The 22,203-nt window shown below is 71.3% G+C and carries 20 protein-coding genes; 19 read left to right on the top strand and 1 reads right to left on the bottom strand.

Annotation, left to right across the window (positions count from 1 at the left end):
* Positions 1 to 73 precede the first annotated feature (73 nt).
* The 14 genes from pyrR to metK all read left to right on the top strand — a co-directional run bounded on the left by pyrR (position 74) and on the right by metK (position 14,739).
* The gene (gene pyrR, locus Psi02_RS01295) at positions 74 to 631 is read left to right on the top strand and encodes a bifunctional pyr operon transcriptional regulator/uracil phosphoribosyltransferase PyrR (RefSeq protein WP_203950871.1); all 558 of its coding nucleotides are present in this window, start codon (positions 74 to 76) and stop codon (positions 629 to 631) included.
* Positions 628 to 1,560 (top strand): aspartate carbamoyltransferase catalytic subunit, encoded by a 933-nt coding sequence (locus tag Psi02_RS01290; RefSeq protein ID WP_203970877.1) that lies wholly within the window; start codon positions 628 to 630, stop codon positions 1,558 to 1,560. Before pyrR ends, Psi02_RS01290 begins: the two co-directional genes overlap by 4 nt.
* A 97-nt stretch (positions 1,561 to 1,657) precedes the next feature.
* Entirely contained in the window at positions 1,658 to 2,899 is a 1,242-nt protein-coding gene (locus Psi02_RS01285) for a dihydroorotase (protein WP_373317590.1), read from the top strand.
* Entirely contained in the window at positions 2,896 to 4,101 is a 1,206-nt protein-coding gene (gene carA, locus Psi02_RS01280; RefSeq protein ID WP_203970873.1) for a glutamine-hydrolyzing carbamoyl-phosphate synthase small subunit, read from the top strand. The genes Psi02_RS01285 and carA overlap by 4 nt, the downstream gene beginning before the upstream one ends.
* On the top strand, positions 4,094 to 7,372 hold the full coding sequence (gene carB / locus Psi02_RS01275) for a carbamoyl-phosphate synthase large subunit (protein WP_203970865.1): 3,279 nt from the start codon (positions 4,094 to 4,096) through the stop codon (positions 7,370 to 7,372). The genes carA and carB overlap by 8 nt, the downstream gene beginning before the upstream one ends.
* 14 nt (positions 7,373 to 7,386) lie before the next feature.
* Positions 7,387 to 8,244, top strand: coding sequence for a dihydroorotate dehydrogenase electron transfer subunit (locus Psi02_RS01270; RefSeq protein WP_239094500.1), 858 nt, complete (start codon positions 7,387 to 7,389; stop codon positions 8,242 to 8,244).
* Between the two features lie 21 nt (positions 8,245 to 8,265).
* A complete protein-coding gene (locus tag Psi02_RS01265; RefSeq protein ID WP_203971574.1) occupies positions 8,266 to 9,240 on the top strand; it encodes a dihydroorotate dehydrogenase in 975 nt (324 codons plus the stop codon).
* Entirely contained in the window at positions 9,237 to 9,935 is a 699-nt protein-coding gene (pyrF, locus tag Psi02_RS01260) for an orotidine-5'-phosphate decarboxylase (protein WP_203970854.1), read from the top strand. Before Psi02_RS01265 ends, pyrF begins: the two co-directional genes overlap by 4 nt.
* Before the next feature lie 408 nt (positions 9,936 to 10,343).
* Entirely contained in the window at positions 10,344 to 10,667 is a 324-nt protein-coding gene (mihF, locus tag Psi02_RS01255) for an integration host factor, actinobacterial type (RefSeq protein ID WP_203880608.1), read from the top strand.
* 121 nt (positions 10,668 to 10,788) lie between these two features.
* Positions 10,789 to 11,352: a guanylate kinase gene (gene gmk, locus Psi02_RS01250; protein ID WP_203970852.1), complete on the top strand. Its 564-nt coding sequence runs from the start codon at positions 10,789 to 10,791 to the stop codon at positions 11,350 to 11,352.
* A gap of 11 nt (positions 11,353 to 11,363) precedes the next feature.
* Positions 11,364 to 11,627 (top strand): DNA-directed RNA polymerase subunit omega, encoded by a 264-nt coding sequence (rpoZ, locus tag Psi02_RS01245; protein WP_203880606.1) that lies wholly within the window; start codon positions 11,364 to 11,366, stop codon positions 11,625 to 11,627.
* A 72-nt stretch (positions 11,628 to 11,699) separates the two neighbouring features.
* On the top strand, positions 11,700 to 12,893 hold the full coding sequence (gene coaBC / locus Psi02_RS01240) for a bifunctional phosphopantothenoylcysteine decarboxylase/phosphopantothenate--cysteine ligase CoaBC (RefSeq protein WP_203970849.1): 1,194 nt from the start codon (positions 11,700 to 11,702) through the stop codon (positions 12,891 to 12,893).
* A gap of 117 nt (positions 12,894 to 13,010) precedes the next feature.
* Positions 13,011 to 13,379 carry a hypothetical protein gene (locus Psi02_RS01235; protein WP_203970847.1) on the top strand — a complete coding sequence of 123 codons (369 nt, stop codon included), beginning with the start codon at positions 13,011 to 13,013 and terminating at the stop codon, positions 13,377 to 13,379.
* A gap of 172 nt (positions 13,380 to 13,551) precedes the next feature.
* Positions 13,552 to 14,739: a methionine adenosyltransferase gene (gene metK, locus Psi02_RS01230; RefSeq protein WP_203950862.1), complete on the top strand. Its 1,188-nt coding sequence runs from the start codon at positions 13,552 to 13,554 to the stop codon at positions 14,737 to 14,739.
* 172 nt (positions 14,740 to 14,911) lie between these two features.
* Here metK and Psi02_RS01225 read toward each other — a convergent pair whose 3' ends face one another.
* The gene (locus Psi02_RS01225; protein WP_203970845.1) at positions 14,912 to 15,583 is read right to left on the bottom strand and encodes a DUF1345 domain-containing protein; all 672 of its coding nucleotides are present in this window, start codon (positions 15,581 to 15,583) and stop codon (positions 14,912 to 14,914) included.
* A gap of 58 nt (positions 15,584 to 15,641) precedes the next feature.
* Here Psi02_RS01225 and Psi02_RS01220 point away from each other — a divergent pair, with 58 nt between their 5' ends.
* From Psi02_RS01220 to fmt, 5 genes are read left to right on the top strand one after another with little or no spacing between them, the layout of a single operon-like run.
* Entirely contained in the window at positions 15,642 to 17,723 is a 2,082-nt protein-coding gene (locus Psi02_RS01220; RefSeq protein ID WP_203970843.1) for a primosomal protein N', read from the top strand.
* A gap of 40 nt (positions 17,724 to 17,763) precedes the next feature.
* The gene (locus tag Psi02_RS01215; RefSeq protein WP_239094499.1) at positions 17,764 to 19,440 is read left to right on the top strand and encodes a hypothetical protein; all 1,677 of its coding nucleotides are present in this window, start codon (positions 17,764 to 17,766) and stop codon (positions 19,438 to 19,440) included.
* A 23-nt stretch (positions 19,441 to 19,463) separates the two neighbouring features.
* Positions 19,464 to 20,678 carry a hypothetical protein gene (locus Psi02_RS01210; RefSeq protein ID WP_203970841.1) on the top strand — a complete coding sequence of 405 codons (1,215 nt, stop codon included), beginning with the start codon at positions 19,464 to 19,466 and terminating at the stop codon, positions 20,676 to 20,678.
* A gap of 41 nt (positions 20,679 to 20,719) precedes the next feature.
* Positions 20,720 to 21,268: a peptide deformylase gene (def, locus tag Psi02_RS01205; protein WP_203950858.1), complete on the top strand. Its 549-nt coding sequence runs from the start codon at positions 20,720 to 20,722 to the stop codon at positions 21,266 to 21,268.
* On the top strand, positions 21,268 to 22,197 hold the full coding sequence (fmt, locus tag Psi02_RS01200; protein ID WP_203970839.1) for a methionyl-tRNA formyltransferase: 930 nt from the start codon (positions 21,268 to 21,270) through the stop codon (positions 22,195 to 22,197). The genes def and fmt overlap by 1 nt, the downstream gene beginning before the upstream one ends.
* Positions 22,198 to 22,203: the final 6 nt, after the last annotated feature.

Genomic DNA, 22,203 nt, shown 5'->3' with positions numbered 1-22,203 from the left:
CCCTGGTAGCCTGAACCCGCCAAACACCCTTTTAAGACCCGTCCTGTGAGGCGGGAAAGGTGGTGACTTTTCGATGTCCGACGTCCAGAACCAGGCGCACGCCGTGCTGGAGGGCCCCGACATCCATCGGGCTCTCACCCGCATCGCACACGAGATCCTCGAGCGCACCAAGGGCGCGGAAAGCGTCGTCCTCCTGGGCATCCCCACCCGCGGGGCCACGCTGGCGCGGCGGCTCGCCGAGCGGATCGCCCAGTTCGAAGGCCTCAAGGTCCCTGTCGGTTCCATCGACATCACGATGTATCGCGACGACCTGCGCCTGCGGCCCGCCCGCCCGCTGGGCCGTACCGAACTGCCGCCGGACGGGGTCGACGGCAGGACCGTCGTGCTCGTCGACGACGTCCTGTTCTCCGGCCGGACGGTCCGCGCCGCGCTCGACGCGCTCAACGACGTGGGCCGCCCCCGGGCCGTCCAGCTCGCGACGCTCGTCGACCGGGGCCACCGCGAACTGCCCATCCGCGCCGACTACGTGGGCAAGAACCTGCCGACCTCCAAGGCGGAGAAGGTCAAGGTCTACCTGGAGGAGACCGACGGCCGCGATGCCGTCCTGCTCATCAAGGAGGAGGCCCGATGAGGCACCTGATCTCGGCGGGCGAACTCTCCCGCGACGACGCGCTTGTCATCCTCGACACCGCAGAGGAGCTGGCGAGGGTCTCCGACCGGTCGATCAAGAAGCTGCCCACGCTGCGCGGCCGCACGGTGGTCAACCTCTTCTACGAGGACTCCACCCGCACCCGGATCTCGTTCGAGGCGGCGGCCAAGCGCCTGTCGGCCGATGTGATCAACTTCTCGGCCAAGGGGTCGAGCGTGTCCAAGGGCGAGTCGCTCAAGGACACCGCGCTCACCCTGGAGGCCATGGGCGCCGACGCCGTAGTCATCAGGCACGGCGCCTCCGGCGCGCCGCACAGGCTCGCGACGTGGGTCCACGGCAGCGTGGTCAACGCCGGCGACGGCACCCACGAGCACCCGACCCAGGCGCTCCTCGACGCGTACAGCATGCGGCGGAGGCTGGGCCGGCTGGAAGGGCTCAAGGTCGCCGTGGTGGGCGACGTCCTGCACAGCAGGGTGGCCCGATCCAACGTGCTGCTCCTGCACACGCTCGGCGCCGAGGTGACCCTCGTCGCGCCGCCCACGCTGCTGCCGGTGTCGGTCGAGACCTGGCCCTGCCAGGTGTCCTACGACCTCGACGCCGTGCTGCCGAAGTCGGACGTCGTCATGATGCTGCGCGTCCAGCTGGAGCGGATGAACGCCTCCTACTTCCCCTCCGCGAGGGAGTACAGCCGCCGTTACGGCCTCGACCGCGACCGGTTCGCGCGGTTGCACGACGAGGCCATCGTCATGCACCCCGGTCCGATGAACCGGGGCATGGAGATCTCGGCCGAGGTCGCCGATTCTCCGCGGTCGACCATCGTGGAACAGGTCGGCAACGGCGTGACCGTCCGCATGGCCGTTCTCTACCTGCTGCTGGGCGGCTCGGAGCCCGCGATCGGGGGCACCGCGTGAGCACCATGAACACGCCGGGCGACATCGAGGGAGACCTGTGAACACCATCCTCATCAAGGGCGCCGCGATCCTCGGCGGCGGCCCCGCAGACATCCTCATGAAGGACGGCGTGATCGCGGAGATCGGCGACCTCGCCGGAGCGGCCGCGACACTGACCGTCGACGCCGCCGGCCTGATCGCGCTGCCGGGACTGGTCGACCTGCACACCCACCTGCGCGAGCCGGGCCGGGAGGACGCCGAGACCGTGGAGACCGGCACCCAGGCCGCGGCCAGGGGCGGCTACACCGCCGTCCACGCCATGGCCAACACCTCGCCGGTCGCCGACACGGCCGGCGTGGTCGAGCAGGTGTGGCGGCTCGGCCAGGAACACGGGCACTGCGACGTCCAGCCGGTCGGCGCGGTGACCTCTGGCCTGGAGGGCAGGCAGCTCGCCGAGCTGGGGGCGATGGCCGACTCGGCCGCCCGCGTCCGCGTCTTCTCCGACGACGGCAAGTGCGTCTCCGACGCCGTGCTGATGCGCCGCGCGCTCGAATACGTCAAGGCGTTCGACGGGGTCGTGGCCCAGCACGCCCAGGAGCCCCGGCTGACGGAGGGCGCCCAGCTCAACGAGGGCGAGGTCTCCGGCAGGCTCGGCCTGAGCGGCTGGCCGGCGGTCGCCGAGGAGGCGATCATCGCGCGCGACTGCCTCCTGGCCGCCCACGTCGGCTCCCGGCTGCACGTGTGCCACGTCTCGACCTCCGGGTCCGTGGAGATCATCCGCTGGGCAAAGTCGAAGGGCTGGGACGTCACCGCCGAGGTCACCCCGCACCACCTCCTGCTCACCGACTCCCGCGCGGAGTCCTCGCCGGTCGGGCCGTACAACCCGATCTACAAGGTGAACCCGCCGCTGCGGACGGAGGAGGACGTGCGGGCGCTGCGCGAGGCGCTGGCCGACGGCACGATCGACTGCGTCGCCACCGACCACGCCCCGCACCCGGTCGAGGACAAGGAGACCGAGTGGAGCGTGGCCGCCATGGGGATGATCGGCCTCGAGACCGCTCTGTCGGTCGTCCAGGAGGCCATGGTCGAGACCGGCCTGCTCGACTGGGCGGGCGTCGCCGACCGCATGTCGGCGCGTCCGGCGCGAATCGGCCGTCTGGCCGGTCACGGCCACCCGATCGAGGTCGGGGCCCCCGCCAACATCACCCTCTACGACCCCTCGCCGCGGGCCCTCGTCGACCCGTCCGCGATGGCCTCCCGCAGCCGCAACACGCCGTATGAGGGCATGACGCTGCCGGGCCGGGTCGTGGCCACGTTCCTGCGCGGCCGTCCTACCGTTCTCGAAGGGAAGCTCGTATGACCGCCCTGCTCGTGCTCGAGGACGGGCGCGTCTTCGCCGGAACGCCCTACGGAGCCGTGGGGGAGACGTTCGGGGAGATGGTCTTCAACACCGGCATGACCGGCTACCAGGAGACCCTGACCGACCCGTCGTACCACCGGCAGATCGTCGCCATGACGGCACCCCACATCGGCAACACCGGCGTGAACGAGGACGACCCCGAGTCCGGGAAGGTCTGGGTGGCCGGGTACGTCGTGCGCGAGCCGTCCAGGATCCCGTCGAACTGGCGGTCCACCCGGACGCTCGACGACTACCTGCGCGACCAGGGCGTCGTCGGCATCGCCATGCGGGGCACCCGTGCCCTCACCCGCCACCTGCGCGAGCGCGGAGCCATGCGCGCGGGCGTCTTCTCCGGGCCGTCCCTCGCACCGGTCGCCGAACTGGTCGAGCGCGTACGGCTCTCGCCGGGCATGGAAGGGGCCGACCTGGCGAAGGAGGTCAGCACCGCCGAGCCGTACGTCGTCGAGGCGCGGGGGACCCGCCGCTTCAAGGTGGCCGCGGTCGACCTCGGCATCAAGGCGATGACGCCGCAGCGGATGGCCGAGCGTGGTTGTGAGGTGCACGTGCTGCCCGCGAGCGCGACGGCGGCCGACATCCTCGCCCTCGAGCCCGACGGGGTCTTCTTCTCCAACGGGCCCGGCGACCCCGCGACGGCGGACTACGCCGTCGAGGCGCTGCGCGGCGTGCTGGGCGAGGGGGTGCCGTTCTTCGGCATCTGCTTCGGCAACCAGATCCTCGGCCGCGCGCTCGACCTCGGCACCTACAAGCTGCGCTACGGCCATCGGGGAGTGAACCAGCCGGTGCAGGACCGACGCACCGGCAAGGTGGAGATCTCCGCGCACAACCACGGCTTCGCCGTCCGGGCGCCGCTTGACGGGCCCTTCGCCACGCCGTACGGCAGGGCCGAGGTGAGCCACGTCAACCTCAACGACGAGTGCGTCGAGGGGCTGCGGCTGCTCGACCGGCCGGCGTTCAGCGTCCAGTACCACCCCGAGGCCGCGGCGGGCCCGCATGACGCGGCGTATCTGTTCGACGAGTTCTGCGAGCTGATGGAGCGCAGGAGGGAGCGAGCGAGCGGCGCTCAGGGGGTCCTCGATCCTGCGAGCGAGCGATCGGGCGCGACCGGGAACACAGCGGATGAGATGGGAGCCCAGGGTGCCTAAGCGCACGGACATCAGGTCGATCATGGTGATCGGCTCCGGGCCGATCGTCATCGGGCAGGCGTGCGAGTTCGACTACTCCGGCACCCAGGCGTGCCGCGTCCTGCGGGCCGAGGGCTTCCGCGTGATCCTGGTCAACAGCAACCCGGCCACGATCATGACGGACCCCGAGTTCGCCGACGCCACCTACGTCGAGCCGATCACTCCGGACATCGTCGAGAAGATCATCGCCAAGGAGCGGCCCGACGCGCTGCTGCCGACGCTGGGCGGCCAGACCGCCCTGAACACGGCGGTCGCGCTGCACGAGGCGGGCGTGCTCGAGAAGTACGGCGTCGAGCTGATCGGCGCCAACTTCGACGCCATCCAGGCGGGGGAGAACCGCGAGCGGTTCAAGGAGATCGTCGCCAAGGTCGCGGCCGAGCAGCGCCTGAACGCCGAGTCCGCCCGCAGCGTCGTCTGCCACACCATGGACGAGTGCCTGCGCGGCGCGGAGGAGCTGGGCTACCCGGTCGTCGTGCGGCCCTCCTTCACCATGGGCGGGGTCGGCTCGGGATTCGCCCACGACGAGTCCGACCTGCGCCGCATCGCGGGCGCCGGGCTCGACGCGTCCCCGACCACCGAGGTGCTCCTCGAGGAGTCCATCCTCGGCTGGAAGGAGTACGAACTCGAGGTCATGCGCGATCGCAACGACAACGTCGTGATCGTGTGCTCGATCGAGAACATCGACCCGATGGGCGTCCACACGGGCGACAGTGTGACCGTGGCCCCCGCGCTGACGCTCACCGACCGTGAGTACCAGAACATGCGCGACGTCGCGATCGCGGTCATCCGCGAGGTCGGCGTGGACACCGGCGGCTGCAACATCCAGTTCGCGGTCGACCCGGACACCGGGCGCATGATCGTCATCGAGATGAACCCGCGGGTGTCCCGGTCGTCGGCCCTCGCCTCGAAGGCCACGGGCTTCCCGATCGCCAAGATCGCGGCCAAGCTGGCCATCGGCTACACCCTCGACGAGGTCCCCAACGACATCACCAAGGAGACGCCGGCGTCGTTCGAGCCCTCCCTGGACTACATCGTCGTCAAGGTGCCGCGGTTCGCCTTCGAGAAGTTCGCGGGGGCCGACCAGACCCTGACGACGCACATGAAGTCCGTCGGAGAGGTCATGGCCATCGGCCGGTCGTTCCCCGAGGCGCTCCAGAAGGCCCTGAGGTCGATGGAGAAGAAGGAATCGTCCTTCACCTGGGCGGGGGAGCCGGGCGATCTGTCCGAGCTGCTGAGCGCCTGCCGTACACCGCATGACGGGCGGCTGCGCACGATGCAGCAGGCCATCCGTGCCGGGGCGAGTCCCGAGCAGCTCTTCGAGGCGACCAGGATCGACCCCTGGTTCGTCGACCAGCTCTACGCGATCGACGAGGTGGCGCGCTCGATCGACGGCCTCGACGGGGAGAGCCTCGCCACGGCCAAGCGGCACGGTTTCAGCGACGCGCAGATCGCCGAGATCCTCGGCGCCGAGGAGGGCGCCGTCCGCGCCTCGCGGCACGCGCTCGGCCTCAGGCCCGTGTACAACACGGTGGACACCTGCGCCGCCGAGTTCGCGGCGCGCACGCCCTACCTCTACTCGACCTACGACGAGGAGACCGAGGTCCCGTACGGCGACCGGCCCAAGGTCATCATCCTCGGCAGCGGGCCCAACCGGATCGGGCAGGGCATCGAGTTCGACTACGCCTGCGTCCACGCCTCGTTCGAGCTGGCCAGGGCCGGCTACGAGACCGTCATGGTCAACTGCAACCCCGAGACCGTCTCGACCGACTACGACACCTCCGACCGGCTCTACTTCGAGCCGCTCACGCTGGAGGACGTGCTGGAGGTCGTGCACGCGGAGCAGGAGACGGGGCCGGTCGTCGGCGTCATCGTCCAGCTCGGCGGGCAGACCCCGCTGGGCCTCGCCCAGGCGTTGAAGGACGCGGGGGTGCCGGTGGTCGGCACCTCGCCGGAGTCCATCCACCTGGCGGAGGAGCGCGGCGCGTTCGGGCAGGTCCTGGCCGAGGCCGGGCTGCCCGCGCCCAAGTTCGGCACCGCGCGGACCGTGGCCGAGGCTCAGGCCGTCGCGGCGGAGATCGGCTACCCCGTGCTCGTCCGGCCGTCGTACGTCCTGGGCGGGGCGGGCATGGCGATCGTCTACGACGACGACACCCTGCGGACCTACATGTCCAAGGCGTCGACCGACCACCCGGTGCTCATCGACAGGTTCCTCGACGACGCCATCGAGATCGACGTGGACGCCCTGTTCGACGGCGAGGAGCTCTACCTGGGCGGCGTCATGGAGCACATCGAGGAGGCCGGGATCCACTCCGGCGACTCGGCGTGCGCCCTGCCGCCGATCACACTGGGCGGCTTCGACATCAAGCGGATCCGCGCCGCGACGGAGGCCATCGCCAGGGGCGTCGGCGTCCGCGGGCTGCTCAACGTGCAGTACGCCATGGCCGCCGGGGTCCTCTACGTCCTGGAGGCCAACCCGCGGGCCAGCCGTACGGTGCCGTTCGTGTCCAAGGCCACGGCCGTGCCGCTGGCGAAGGCCGCGGCGCGGGTCATGCTGGGGGCGACGATCGCGGAACTCCGGGCGGAGGGCATGCTGCCCGCCACCGGCGACGGCGGCACGCTGCCCCTCGACGCGCCCATCGCGGTCAAGGAGGCGGTGCTGCCGTTCAACCGCTTCCGCGGCGTGGACACGGTGCTGGGCCCGGAGATGCGCTCCACCGGCGAGGTGATGGGCATCGACGAGTTCTTCGGCACGGCCTTCGCCAAGTCGCAGGCGGCGGCCTACGGTCCGCTGCCGACCAAGGGGCGAGCCTTCGTCTCCGTGGCGAACAAGGACAAACGGGCCGTCATCTTCCCCGTGAAGGCGCTCGCCGATCTCGGTTTCGAGATCCTGGCCACGGAGGGTACGGCAGAGGTGCTGCGCCGTAACGGCGTACGTGCCAAGATCGTGCGCAAGCAGAGCGACGGGACCGGTCCTGACGGTGAGCCGACGATCGTGCGGCGGATCCACGACGGCGAGGTGGATCTCATCGTCAACACGCCGTTCGGCAGCCCGGGCCAGTCCGGCCCGCGGCTCGACGGGTACGAGATCCGCACCGCCGCGGTGCTGCGCGGCATCGCCTGCGTCACGACGGTGCAGGGGCTCGCCGCGGCGGTTCAGGGCATCCAGCACATCGTCAGGGGCGACGTGGGCGTACGGTCACTCCAGGAACACGCGCGGAGGCTCAAAGAGTAGGGGAGGGGCAGCGGGTGGCGGCTAGTCCGGTGCAGGTGACGGGCACGGTGCTGACGACGCGCCGGGTGGACGCCTACCATGCGCTCACCGTTGTCGCGCCGGGCGTCGCCGACCGGACCCGTCCCGGCCACTTCGTCGGCGTCGCGGTGGGAGGCCCGAGTACGTCGATGCTGACTCGGCGGGCCTTCGCCATCCACGACGTCAAGCCGGACTACGGTGGCACGGTGGAGCTGGTCTTCACCGTGCGCGGCCCCGGTACGGCCTGGCTGGCCGACCTGCGCGCACGGGACACCCTCGATCTGGTCGGACCGCTCGGACGGCCGTTCCCGCTTCCGCGCGACCCCTGCACCTGCGTCCTGGTGGGCGGCGAGTACGGCTCGGCCTCGCTCTTCGCGCTGGGCGACGCGTTGCAGCAGCGCGGCTGCCGGATCGACTTCGTGCTGGGCGCGCCGAGCGCCGACCGGGTCTTCGGCGCGCTCAGAGCGCGCCGGATGGGGGAGACCACCACGCTGACCACTGAGGACGGTTCGCTCGGCATGCGCGGCAAGGTCACCGACGTGCTCGCGGGGGTGATCGCCGACGCCAGGGCCGACGTGGTCTACGCGTGCGGTCCGATGGCGATGTTGCAGGGGGTGACGGCGGTCGGGGTCGAGTTCGACATCCCGGTCCAGGTCGCGGTCGAGGAGTCCATGGCCTGCGGCATCGGCGTGTGCATGACCTGCGTGCTGCCCGTGATCGGCGACGACGGGGTGACCCGCATGGTCAGGGCGTGCACCGACGGGCCGGTGTTCCGGGGGGAACGCGTCCGGTTCGAGGACGTCGGGACCATCCCGTTCGACGCTCTGGGCGCGCCGGGGGGACGGCATGCCTGAGCATGGCTGGGGTGAGCGGCGATAGGGGCCGACCTCAGAAGCTACATCGCCCACGTCGAGCTGCCCAACCCGGTCCTCACCGCCTCCGGATGCGGAGGCACGGGCCGGGAACTGGCGCAGTTCTTCGACGTCACGCGGCTCGGCGCGTTCGTCACCCGATCGATCACGATGGCGCCGCGGGCCGGCCGCCCGACGCCGCGGATGGCGGAGACGCCGTCGGGGCTGCTGAACGCCGTGGGCCTCCAGGGGCCCGGCGTCGAGGCCTTCCTGACGCAGGAGCTGCCGTGGCTCGCCGAGCGGGGCGCGCGCACCGTCGTGTCCATCGGCGGCGGCACCGTGGCCGAGTACACCGCGCTGGCGCGCCGCCTCGCCGACGCGCCGGGCGTGACGGCCGTCGAGGTCAACCTGTCGTGCCCGAACGTCGAGGACCGCGGCAGGGTGTTCGCCCGCGACGGGTCGTCGGCGGCGGAGGTGGTGGCCTCCGTCCGGGCGGCGACGCGGTACGACATCCCGGTGATCGCCAAGCTCGCCTCCGACGTGGCCGACATCGTGGCCGTCGCGCGCTCGTGCGTCGACGGCGGCGCGGACGCCCTCGCCATGATCAACACGCCGGTCGGCATGAGCGTCGACGTGGACACCATGCGCCCGTCCCTGGCGGCGGGCACAGGAGGCCTGTCCGGCCCCGCCATCCGGCCCCTGGCGGTGCGGTGCGTCTGGCAGGTCCACGCGGCGCTGCCCGGGGTGCCCATCATCGGCATGGGCGGCGTGACGACCGGCAGGGACGCGCTGGAGTTCGTCCTGGCGGGGGCTTGCGCGGTCGCTGTGGGCTCTGCCCTGTTCCACGACCCGTACGCCTGCCCCCGCATCCAGAGAGAGCTTGAGGAGCTTCTCACGGAGCGCGGTTTCGACCGCCTGGCGGACGCCGTCGGCCTTGCCCACCACCCCCCGGGGTCAGGACCCCGGGGCAGAACCGATCTGGAAGAGAGTTCCCTGTGACGACGCCCGCTCCCATAGCCGTCGCGCTGGACGCGCCCGACCTGGAGACCGCCGCCCGCTGGGCGGGCCTGGTGACGCCCCACGTGTCGACCGTGAAGGTGGGGCTCGAGCTCTACCTTCGCTACGGTCCCGACGTGATCGCCTCGGTGCGCGGGGCGAGCGGCGTCCAGGTCTTCCTCGATCTCAAGCTGCACGACATCCCGAACACGGTGGCGGCGGCCGCTCGCGCGGTCGGACGGCTGAAGCCGGCCATCCTGACCGTCCACGCGTCCGGCGGCTCCGCGATGATCCAGGCCGCCGTCGAGGCGGCGCCGAACACCCAGATCGCGGCCGTGACACTTCTCACGTCGCTCTCCGAGGCCGATCTCGCCCGAATCGGCATCGAGGGAGCTCCGGTCGACGCCGCGCGCCGGCTGGCCGCGATCGCGGTCGGCGCGGGCGCCCAGGCCCTCGTCTGCTCGCCGCGCGAGGTCGCCGCCGTGCGTGCGGAGGTGGGGCCGGACATCATGCTCATCACCCCGGGTGTGCGGCCTGCCGGTGCCGACACTCAGGATCAGGCAAGAGTAGCGACTCCGGAGGACGCCCTGAGCCAGGGGGCCGATCTTCTCGTCATCGGCCGCCCGATCACCGGCTCGGCGGACCCCGGAGCGGCCGCCGCGGGCATCGCCGCGGCGTTGCGGCGCGTGAGTCACTGAGACCCCGCGGCGTTGCGGCGCGTGAGTCACTGCGACCTCGCGGCCCGGCCCCGGACGCGTGTTCCGGGGCCCCCAACCGCGCCCGATTTGTGTGATTTCTGGCACCGCCGACGCGTCGCGGACGCCCCTTTCCGGCCTCCCCGGGCGTACGGCCGGGCGGGCTTCGCGGCGGTCTCGCGAGGCCTTCGAGCGGGCCGTTTCGCGGGCCGATCGCGTCTCCCGAGGGTCACTCGGTTACAGGGCTGATGAGGCGGTTTTCATAGACAAAGCGTGATATTTACATTACCAAAAGTAGTAGAATCAATTTTGTGGGCACGGAAACAGCCCTTGACGTTGCCGGATGGGGCATAGACCAGCTAGTTTCCCCTCCCGTCCGAGTACATCGACAGAAATTCGAGGTGACCCGGCGTGGCTCTTCCTCCCCTGACCCCCGAGCAGCGCGCCGCAGCTCTTGAGAAGGCTGCCAAGGCACGCAAGGAGCGTGCCGAGGTCAAGAACCGGCTCAAGCACGGCGGGGTTTCTCTGGCTGAGGTGCTGAAGGATGGGCAGACCGACGACGTCATCGGCAAGATGAAGGTCTCGGCTCTGCTGGAGTCGCTCCCTGGCGTCGGCAAGGTCCGCGCCAAGCAGCTCATGGAGCGCCTTGGTATCGCCGAATCCCGCCGTGTGCGGGGTCTCGGTGCCAACCAGCGCGCTTCCCTGGAGCGCGAGTTCGGCGGTGCCGAGAGCTGATCTCGGTTTCGACGAACGCGTATCACGGGGGTACGGAGTGACCGGCACGTCTTGGTCCGCTGAGAATCGGGCCCACGAGGCAGCCGCTTCCAGCGGATCCGAGACAAGTGGCGGTGGCTCCATGCTCCAGAACCGGCGCCTGACGGTCCTGTCCGGTCCGTCGGGTGTCGGGAAGTCAACGGTCGTCGCCGAGCTCCGGCGGTCACACCCTGAGGTGTGGCTGTCGGTCTCGGTGACAACCCGTAAGCCCCGTCCCGGCGAGAAGCACGGAGTCGAGTACTACTTCGCCGACGACGACGAGTTCGACCGGCTCATCGAGTCCGGAGAGCTCCTGGAATGGGCCGAGTTCGCCGGCAACAGGTACGGGACGCCGCGCTCTCCCGTCATGGAGAGACTCGCGGCAGGCGTGCCGACGTTGCTCGAGATCGACCTCCAGGGCGCGCGTCAGGTCCGGTGCAGCATGCCGGAGGCGCAGCTCGTCTTCCTGGCTCCGCCGACGTGGGAAGAGCTGGAGCGCCGCCTGCGCGGACGCGGCACCGAGCCGCCCGACGTGGTGGCCCGCAGGCTGGACGCCGGCCTGGTCGAGATGGCGGCCGAGAAGGAGTTCGACCTCACACTCGTCAACACATCCGTCAAGGATGTGTGCCACCGGCTGATAGCCTTGATGAGAAGTTCATCTAGCTAGAGGAATCAAACGTGGCAAGCAGCGCCGCATATGCCGAAGGCATCACCAACCCGTCGATCGACTCGCTGCTCGACATCGTCGACAGCAAGTACAGCCTGGTGATCATGGGCGCGAAGCGGGCGCGCCAGATCAACGCGTACTACTCGCAGCTCGGCGAGGGCCTGCTCGAGTACGTCGGGCCCCTCGTGGAGACCCACGCGCAGGAGAAGCCGCTGTCCATCGCGCTCCGCGAGGTCAGCGATGGTCTGCTCACCTCCGAGCCCATCGAGGGCTGAGTTGCTCGCGGCGCTCGTCCCGCTCACGCGGTCCCGGGCGCCCCTGAGCAGGCACAGCCCTGTGACATCCGCATGAGCTCGATCGTTCTGGGCGTCAGCGCCGGCATCGCGGTCTACAAATCCTGCGAGCTGCTGCGCCTGTTCACGGAGTCCGGCCACGACGTGCGCGTCGTGCCCACCCGTGACGCCCTGAGGTTCGTCGGTGAGCCCACCTGGGCCGCGTTGTCCGGCAACCCGGTGACGACCGAGGTGTGGGAGTCGGTCCACGAGGTGCCGCACGTCCGCATCGGGCAGAGCGCCGATCTCGTGGTGGTCGCCCCCGCCACGGCGGACGTCCTCGCCCGGGCTGCCAACGGCCTGGCGAACGATCTGCTGACCAACACGCTTCTGACCGCCCGCTGCCCGGTGGTCTTCGCTCCCGCCATGCACACCGAGATGTGGGACCACCCCGCGACCCGGGCGAACGTCGCCACCCTGCGTGAACGCGGCGCGCTCGTGATCGAGCCCGCCGTCGGCAGGCTCACCGGAGCCGACACCGGCCCCGGGCGGCTGCCCGATCCCGTGGAGATCTTCGAGGTCTGCCGGCGAGTGGTGTCCGGCCGCGGCCTCGACCTGGCCGGCCGCCATGTCGTCGTCTCCGCCGGAGGCACCCGCGAGGCCGTCGACCCCGTCCGCTTCATCGGCAACCGCTCGTCCGGGCTTCAGGGATACGCGCTCGCCCGCACGGCCGTCGCGCGCGGAGCCGAGGTCACTCTCGTGTCGGCCAACGTCGGGCTGCCGGACCCGGCGGGAGCCAAGGTGGTGCGGGTCGACTCCGCCCGGCGGCTCCGCGAGGCCGTCCTGTCGGCCGCGGGCCACGCCGACGCCGTCGTGATGGCCGCCGCGGTGGCCGACTTCCGGCCCGTACGGCAGAGCGAATCGAAGATCAAGAAATCCTCGGGTGAGCCCGAGCCCATCCACCTGACGAAGAACCCGGACGTGCTGGCGGAACTCGGTGAGATCCGCAGGACCGCGGCCTTCCCCCGGGTGCTCGTGGGCTTCGCCGCCGAGACCGACGACGTCCTCGCGAACGGGCGGGCCAAGCTGGAGCGCAAGGGCTGCGATCTGCTCGTGGTCAACCAGGTGGGGGAGAACCTCGCGTTCGGCACGCCCGACAACGCCGCCGTCGTCCTGTCCGCGGACGGCGGGTCCGTGGAGATTCCCAGGGGTCCCAAAGAGGATCTCGCGGACGTAGTCTGGGATCTGGTGGTGGCGCGCCTCTCCTGACAGGCCCCCGGCAGGATCCGGCCCGTTTCACGGGGTGGTTCCGTTCGCCGTCACGGGAGTCGTCCCGGCCTGCCGCGACCAGCCGTTACATGGTGGTGGCGCGAGGGAGCGATGGCCATGCCGGTGTCCGCCTCGATCAGGGAGCGCTGTCGCACCTACCTGCGCTCCGGCGACGACATCCGCTACGTGTTCCCGGTCCTGTCGCTCGGACCGCCGCTCACGGCCTCGTTCCTCGTCGTCGTGACGGACCTGTCGGTGACGCTGTTGTCCACGACGATGTTCGGCCGCGACGAGCCGTCGGGGGTGTGGGCGACCTACCCGCGCCGCACCAGGCTGGGGCCGGTCGTCTCCCGAGGAGGGCCGACGATCGAGTTCGGGGGGATGATGTTCGAGGTCGACGACGAGTACGCCGCAGTCGTAGCGGCGGCGGACACCGAGGCCTTCACCCCCGGTGACCTGCCACGGGACCCGTTGCCCGAGCTCTGAGATCGTGGCCGGCCCGCGACGCGGGGTGCGCCGCGGCGCCCGGAATCTGGACGGTTTCGCGGCGCCGTGCCCCGTAAGGCTAGACTCGCCTCTGCATTGGAGCGGCCGCGGTAGGGCTTCTACCGCCGGCCGATTCCGAACGTCAGCAGCCGCTGCATGAGGAGCCACAGAGTTGTCCCGTCGCCTGTTCACCTCCGAGTCGGTTACCGAGGGCCACCCGGACAAGATCGCCGACCAGATCAGTGACGCGATTCTCGACGCCATGCTCAAGGACGACCCCAAGAGCCGGGTCGCCGTCGAGACGCTGATCACCACCGGCCAGGTCCACGTCGCCGGCGAGGTGACGACGGAGACCTACATCGACATCCCCGCCCTGATCCGCGAGAAGATCCTCGAGATCGGTTACGACGCGTCCCACAAGGGCTTCGACGGCGCCTCCTGCGGCGTCTCGGTGTCCATCGGCGCGCAGTCGCCCGACATCGCCCAGGGCGTCGACGACGCCTACGAGCACCGTGAGGGCGAGGGTCTCGACGACTTCGACCGCCAGGGTGCGGGCGACCAGGGCCTGATGTTCGGCTACGCGTGCCGCGAGACGCCCGAGCTCATGCCGCTGCCGATCACGCTCGCCCACAAGATGGCCCGGCGCCTGTCCGAGGTCCGCAAGAACGGCACCGTGCCCTACCTGCGGCCGGACGGCAAGACCCAGGTCACGATCGAGTACGACGGTGACCGTCCCGTCCGCCTGGACACCGTGGTCGTCTCCACTCAGCACGCGCCGGAGATCGACCTCCGGGAGATGCTGACCCCGGACATCCGCGAGCACGTCGTGGAGCCGGTCCTCGCCGAGCTGGACATCGAGACCGAGGGCTACCGCCTCCTGGTCAACCCGACCGGCCGTTTCGAGATCGGCGGCCCGATGGGCGACGCCGGCCTCACCGGCCGCAAGATCATCATCGACACCTACGGCGGCATGGCCCGTCACGGTGGCGGCGCCTTCTCCGGCAAGGACCCGTCGAAGGTGGACCGCTCGGCCGCCTACGCCATGCGGTGGGTCGCCAAGAACGTCGTCGCGGCCGAGCTCGCCGACCGCTGCGAGGTCCAGGTGGCGTACGCCATCGGCAAGGCCAAGCCGGTGGGCCTGTTCATCGAGACGTTCGGCACCGAGAAGGTCTCGGTCGAGACGATCCAGGAGGCCGTCCTCCAGGTGTTCGACCTGCGTCCGGCCGCGATCATCCGCGCGCTCGACCTGCTCCGCCCGATCTACGCCGAGACCGCCGCCTACGGCCACTTCGGCCGGGAGGGCGTCTCCTGGGAGTCGACCGACCGCGCGGAGGCCCTCCGCAAGGCCGCCGGCCTCTGACAGCCGGAACGCGGCCCGCCGTCTGACGGCGGCCGCACCGGTGCACCGACAGCGCGTAAACGGCGCCCGCTTCGCGCGGGCGCCGTTTCGCGTCCACGGCCGTTCGCGGTGAAGGGCCGTTCCGTGTGCGAAAGGCCCGTTTCGCGTGAAGGCCTGTTCCGCCTCGCCGGTCCTACGCGAGGACGTTGATGGCCCTGGCGATCACCAGTGCCACCACGATCAGCGACGTCGCCGACTGGACCAGCATCACCATCTTGGCCCAGCGGGACAGCGGCATCACGTCCGTCGGACTGAACGCGGTGGCGTTCGTGAACGCCAGATAGAGGTAGTCGGCGAAGGTGGGCCGCCAGTCCGGCGGCGCGACGTCGCGCTCGCTCATCTGGGGGAAGAGGAAATCGGGGTACGGGGAGCGTGCCTTGGCCCGGGCGACCGGCCCGCCCCGGTCGAGTTCCCAGTACCACAGGGCGAAGAGCAGGACGTTGATGACCCAGACGCCGGCGCCCGTCGTGAGCAGGTTGACGGCGTCGTGCTCCCGGCCGCCGATCAACCTGGTGACCTCGCGCGCGATGATCCAGGCGTTGTACGCGCTGATGACGCCGATCAACGTGATGTCGGCCGCGCGAAGCAGGCGGCTCTCCCGCGTGAAGGCCACCGGGTTGGCGATGATGAGGCCGACGAGCAGAGCCGACTCCAGCGCGGGCATGAGCCAGTGCGGACTGATGTTGACCGTGCCCGGAAGCAGGACGTGGATGACGATCACCGCGATGACCGCGCCCGCGGCCGTCCAGCGGCCCTCCGCCTCGGTCTCGCGCAGCCAGACCGGAAGTCTGTTCTCGCTGTTCATGCCACCGCCAGCCCGTAGCCGTGCGCCTTGCCCCGGCCGGGTCTGGTAGGACGTAGACGTGACCGAGCCGACCAGCGAACCCTACCCCCAGGAGGCGCTTCTTCCCGATCCCCGGAGGGCCTCCCGGCGTACCCGGGCGAAAGGCGCGAAGGAGGCCGCGGAGGACCTGCCGGTCGCGCGGATCGTGATCGACTCCCCGCTGCCCCATCTGGACCGGCCCTTCGACTACCTCGTGCCGGCGGAGCTGGCGGCGGACGCCGTGCCCGGCTGCCGGGTGCGGGTGCGCTTCTCCGGCCAGCTGACCGACGGCTTCCTCCTCGAACGGCTTGAGCACAGCGACCACAAGGGCAAACTGTCGTTCCTGGAACGGGTGACCTCGCCGGAGCCCGTCCTCACGGCCGAGATCGCAGGCCTCGCGAGAGCGGTCGCCGACCGCTACGCCGGGACCATGTCCGACGTCCTGCGCCTGGCCGTCCCGCCCCGGCACGCCAGGGTGGAAGCGGAGCCGCGCGCCGACGCCCCGGCGGAGGGGGCGGGCTCCGAAGGGATCGACGCCCACCGGCAGGCCGGCGAGAGGGCCTGGGCGGCCTACCCGGCGGGACACTCGTTCCTGACCGCTCTCGCGGCCGGACGGGCGCCTCGCGCCGTCTGGTCGGCGCTCCCGGGGACGGACGCGGAAGGCCCGGCCTGGCCCGCGGCCGTGGCCGCCGCCGTGCGCGTCACGCTGGCGAGCGGGCGTGGGGTCGTGGTGGTCGTGCCGGACGGCAAGGACGTCGCGGTGGCCGAGCGTGCGCTGGCCGGCACCCCGCACGTCGCGATCACCGCGGACCTCGGCCCGGCCGAACGTTACCGACGCTGGCTGAAGCTGCTGCGCGGACAGGCCCGGGCCGTGGTCGGCACCCGTGCCGCCGCCTTCGCCCCCGTCGCCGATCTCGGGCTCGTCGTCATCTGGGACGACGGCGACGACGTCCACGCCGAACGGCTGACGCCGTACCCGCACGCCCGTGAGGTGCTGGCGCTGCGCGCGCACCGCGCGGAGGCCGGCATGCTGATCGGCGGCTACGCGCGGACGGCCGAGGCCACCCAGCTCGTCGCCACGGGATGGGCGGCGCCGCTGACGCCGCGACGCGAGGAGGTCAGGGCGCGGGCGCCCAGGATCCGGCCCACGGGGGACGACGCCGAACTGTCCCGCGACGAGGCCGCGCGCGCGGCCCGGTTGCCGAACCTCGCGTGGCGGACCCTCAAGCAGGGGCTGGAGAGCGGCCCGGTGCTCGTCCAGGTGCCCCGGCGGGGATACCTGCCCGCGCTCGCCTGCCGCCAGTGCCGCGCCCCCGCCCGCTGCCGGGCGATCACCGGCACCGCGCAGGACGGGCCGGTGTGCGCGGGTCCGCTCGCGCTCCGCAGCGGCCATGCCATGCCGTACTGCCGGTGGTGCGGGCGGGTGGCGGGCGACTGGCGCTGCCCCAACTGCGGCGGCGGCCACGTGCGCGCCGTCGTGGTCGGCGCCCGGCGCACCGCGGAGGAACTGGGCCGGGCGTTCCCCTCCGTCACCGTCAGGACCTCGGGCCGCGACGGCGTCCTCGCCACGGTCGGCTCGGCTCCCGCACTCGTCGTCGCCACTCCGGGGGCCGAGCCGATGCCCGTGGACGGGTACGCGGCGGCCGTGCTGCTGGACGGCTGGGCCCTGCTGGGCCGTCCCGACCTGCGCGCGGGGGAGGAGGCGCTGCGGCGGTGGATGAACGCCGCGGCCCTGACGCGGCCGGGAGCGGACGTGGTCGTGCTCGCCGACTCCGGGGTGGCCGCGGTGCAGGCGCTCCTGCGGTGGGACCCGGTCACCTTCGCCGAGCGAGAGCTGGCCGACCGGGCGGAGCTGGGATTCCCGCCCGCGGTGCGGATGGCGACGCTCACCGGCCCCGGCGCGGCCGTCAGGGAGATGCTGGCCGACACCCCGCTGCCCGGAGGGGCGCAGATCCTGGGGCCGGTGCCGGTCGACGGCGGCCTGGAGCGGGCCATGATCAGGATTTCGCGTGACGGGGGGTCGAAGCTGGCCAGAGCGCTCAAGGGGGCCAGCGGCGTCCGGTCCGCGCGCAAAGCGGCGGACGTGGTCCGTGTGAACATCGATCCGCTGGACCTGATCTGACCGATTCGCGATGCTGACAGTAACCCGTTAGCGTCTCCCTGTGTCGATCGAATGGGTGAACCTGGCCGTCGAGGGCCTTCGCACGTGGGGGCACGAGAAGGGCGTCGAGGTCGACGTCGACGAGGTGCGGCTGCTGTGCGACTACGCCAGCGACTACCTGGAGGTCAACGAGCTCGGCGATTTCCGTGCGGGCACGTTCGAGGAGCTCCTGCTGGAGATCTACCCCCGTAAGGTCATCGCCCCGCCGGAGAGCGCACCGGAGACCGTGGCGGCGGCGCGGACGCTGGTCGACTTCCTGCTCGACACCGGCGAGATCGGCATCAAGACGGCCGCCCGGATGCGCACCACGATCGACGCGATCGAGCCCGAGATGCCCCGCGCCCTCGCCGACACCACCAAGTTCGGCATGGCCAAGAGCATCTTCAGCGCGATAGGCGCTGACTCCCTCGACATGGCCGACGGCGGGACGGACCCGGCGCGGGACGGGCTCGACGAGACGGCCGGAGAAGGGTTCGACCGCCCGGGGTACGCGCCGCTGCCCCCGGTACGGCTGGCGTCCCCCCAGGAGGTCGCGAGAGCCGTACGGGAGGTGCCGCTGCTCCGGGACGCCCACCGCGTGGCGGCCTGGATGGCCGGTGAGGCGCGCACCACGACCGTGCGCAAGGAACTGCGGGTCAAGGACGCCCGGCGGCTCACGGCGGAGCTGGGCGTCGGCAGGCCGGCCCTCGCCTGGCGGCTGGCCCTCGACCTGGGGCTGGCCCGGCTGGAGGGCACCGCCGTCCTCGCCCGGGAGGGGCTCGGGCCGCTCGCCGCCGTGCCCGACGACGAGCTCCTCACCCTGTGGGCCGGCACGGTGGACTTCGTGGTCGAGGCGCCGGCGGACATCACCGGCGTGGAGATCGTCGACAAGGAGATCTACTCCATCCACGACCTGCTCTACCGGCTGCAGGCGCCGGTCCCGCTCGAGGCGATCCGCGACTACCTCCAGGAGGTCGCGGCCGATCGCCCGATCGACCAGTTGGAGAAGGCGTTCCACGACCTCGCACACGCGGGAACGGTCCAGTACGACGAGGACGGCCTCGCCCTGACCGGCCATGGCCTGTGGGGTCTTCGCACGCGATACGAGGCGATGGGCGTGTCCGCGCCCATCGCGGCGGACCTGGCGGAGGGGGACGCGAGCGGCCTCATCGCCGGTCTGATCACCGACGGGCTCCCCGCTGAGGTGGCGGAGCGAGACATCGTCGCCTGGCTGTCCAGGCGTACGCCTGAGGAGGCGGCCGCCGAGTTGCTCGGCGCGGTCGCGGGCGCGCCCGCAGAGGTGCGCGGCATCGCCGTCACGATCGTCGACAGGCTGGGGGAGGAGGCCGCAGGCGTGGTGCGGGCCCACCTCGAGGACGTGGAGTTGCGGCCCCACGCGATCCACTGGTTGTCCACGCGCGGGCTCGACGCCCCGGCGCTGACCCAGGACGAGGTGTTGTGGCTCAGCGTCGACATGCTCGCGCTGGCTCTTCCCGCGGCCGAGGCCGATCCCGAGGGCTTCGCGGAGAACATCGCTCTGTCAGGTCCTCCCGCTCATCTGATCGACGACATGTGGCACGTGGACCATCCCGACGTCGTCGAGGTCCTCGAGTTGCTCGGCAACACGCTTCCTGACAAGGCGGCAGCGAAGTCTGCCCGAAAGGCGGCGTTCAAGGCACGTTCGCGGGGCATCCGGTAACGCGTGTGGAGTAAGTTGCTGGAATGGCCGACAGCGACGTGCTCACCTTTCCACCGGTCGAGCTCGCCCCCGATGCGGAGCTGGCTCACACGGTGCGGGCGATCCCCCTGGTGCGGGACGCCGCACGCCTGGCCGGATGGACCGGCGTCCGGGAGGTCACCGAGCAGGGCCTGCTGACCACCGACGACGCGCGTGCCGCCGTCGCCGAGCTGGGTCTGGCCGCCAAGCGGCTCCACCTGCTGTGGGTCGTCGCGGTGAACGGGCGCCTCATCGAGATCACCCGTGCGGGAGCCCGTCCCGGCCCCGGCGTCGCCGACCCCATGGAGTTCTGGGACGGCGTGGTGATGGACGTGCTCGACCGCACGGAGGAGGGCCTCACCGGCTCGAGCGTCGTGGACGAGCACCTCACGGAGATCCTGGCGACGATCTACTCGGTCCGGGACGGGATGCCGGTCGCGGCGCTCGCCACCGGCATCCTCCAGGCGCACGAGGTCGGGTGTGAGGCGCGCCAGACGGAGCTCAAGCGGCTGCGGATGACGCTGCCCGGCGAGCTGGCCGAGGCCATGAAACTGCTGGAGTACTGCGGGCTGATCGAGGTGACCGGCGATCTCGTCAGGCTCACCCAGCCCGGCGTGTGGGCCGTGCGCCGCGACCTGCTCAGGGAGGGCCATGACGCGCCTTCCCTGCACGAGGTCGCCGGGTTCGCCGAGCTGACCGCCGCCGAGCTGATCGACTCGATGCTCCAGGGCAAGGCGTCCGCGAGCGCCGCCACGCTCTGGCTGGAGCAGCGGATGCCCGAGGACGCCGCACGCGATCTGATCAAGATCGCGGCCTCCGGGAACGCCGCGCAGAGGGGCACGGCGGGGACGATCCTGGAGGAGCTGGGCCCGGAGGCGGAGCCCGCCGTCCGTGAGGCGCTCGACGAGCCCATGATGTCGCGGTACGCCGCGGCCTGGCTCGGCGTGCGGGACCTCGACGCGCCGGCGCTGGGGGAGGGGGACGGCGCCTGGGTGGCCGTGGACACCCTCGCCGCCCTGCTCTACATCACGGCCCCGGTCGACTCGATGACGCAGTACGACATCCTGGGCGAGGACCTGCTGACGCTGATGCCGGCGATGGGCAGGAGCGACCATCCCGACGCGCTCGCCGTCCTGGAGATGCTCAGCGGCCACCATCCCGACCCCGTGATCGCCAAGGTGGCGAGGAAGACGGCGATGAAGGCACGCTCGCGCCCGTAAACTGTGCTGATCCCACAGAACGACGTGAATGGAGCCCACCGTTGGCCATCCAGCCGATCCGCCTGTTCGGCGACCCGGTGCTGCGCACTCCGGCGGAGCCGGTGGTCGACTTCGACAAGGAGCTGCGCAAGCTCGTCAAGGACCTCACCGACACGATGATGGACGCGCCCGGGGCCGGTCTGGCCGCGCCGCAGATCGGCGTCGGGCTGCGGGTCTTCACCTACTACGTCGACGAGCAGCTGGGACATCTGATCAACCCCGACCTCGACCTGTCCGAGGAGCTCGACGAGGAGGGCGAGGAGGGGTGCCTGTCGTTCCCCGGCCTGGCCTTCCCGACGCCGCGCGCCATCCGGGCCGTGGCCAGGGGTTTCGACATGCACGGCGAGCCGATCACGCTCGAGGGCACCGACCTCATGGCGCGGTGCTTCCAGCACGAGACCGACCACCTGGACGGCGTGCTGTTCATCGACCGGATGGACGCCAAGCAGCGCAAGCTGGCCATGAAGGCCGTACGGGAGGCCGAGTGGAGCGGCCTTTCCGCGCCCGCCGTGAAGCTCTCTCCGCACGCGACGCACGGGAGGGCCCTGTAGTGCGCCTGGTCTTCGCCGGCACTCCGGACACCGCGCTCCCGTCCCTCCGCGCCCTGCTGGACTCGCCCCGCCATGAGGTGGTCGCCGTCGTGACCCGCCCGGACGCGCAGTCGGGCCGGGGACGGCAGGTCCACCCCAGCCCGGTGGCCCAGCTCGCCGAGGAGTCGGGCATCGAGGTGCTCAAGCCGGCGAAGGCCGGAGACCCGGGCTTCCTCGACCGCCTGCGGGCGATAAATCCGGATTGTTGTCCGGTCGTCGCCTATGGAGCTCTGCTTCCGCAGTCCGCGCTGGACATCCCGCCCCATGGGTGGATCAATCTGCACTTCTCGCTGCTGCCCGCCTGGCGGGGAGCGGCACCGGTCCAGCATGCCGTCCTGCACGGTGACGAGATCACGGGCGCGTCGACGTTCCGGATCGTGAAGGAACTCGACGCCGGCCCCGTCTTCGGCGTGGTGACCGAGGAGATCCGGCCGGACGACACCAGCGGAGACCTGCTCGCGCGGCTCGCGGAATCGGGTGCCGGGCTGCTCGCGGCGACGCTCGACGGCGTCGAGGACGGCGTCCTCGAGGCACGGCCCCAACCCGTCGACGGCGTGAGCGTCGCCCCCAAGATCGGGGTGGACGACGGGCGGGTGGACTGGGCGGCTCCGGCCATGCGGGTGGACCGGCTCGTCCGCGCCTGCACCCCGGCCCCCGGCGCGTGGACGGAGTTCCGCGGCCAGCGCGTAAAGCTCGGCCCCGTACGGCTCGCGCCCGAGGCCGACAAGCTCGAGCCCGGGGAGATGGCCGCGTCCAAGAAGTCCGTGCTCGTCGGGACGGGCAGTCACCCGATCGAGCTGGGCGAGGTGCAGCCGCAGGGCAAGCGCCTCATGACGTCGGCCGAATGGGCGCGCGGCATGCGCGTCACCGGCCAGGACCGGCTGGGCTGAGCGCCG

The organism is Planotetraspora silvatica (assembly GCF_016863315.1).
Classification (GTDB): Bacteria; Actinomycetota; Actinomycetes; order Streptosporangiales; family Streptosporangiaceae; genus Planotetraspora; species Planotetraspora silvatica.
Note: the sequence above shows the minus strand (reverse complement) of the source record. Positions and strands in the feature narration are given on the sequence as shown.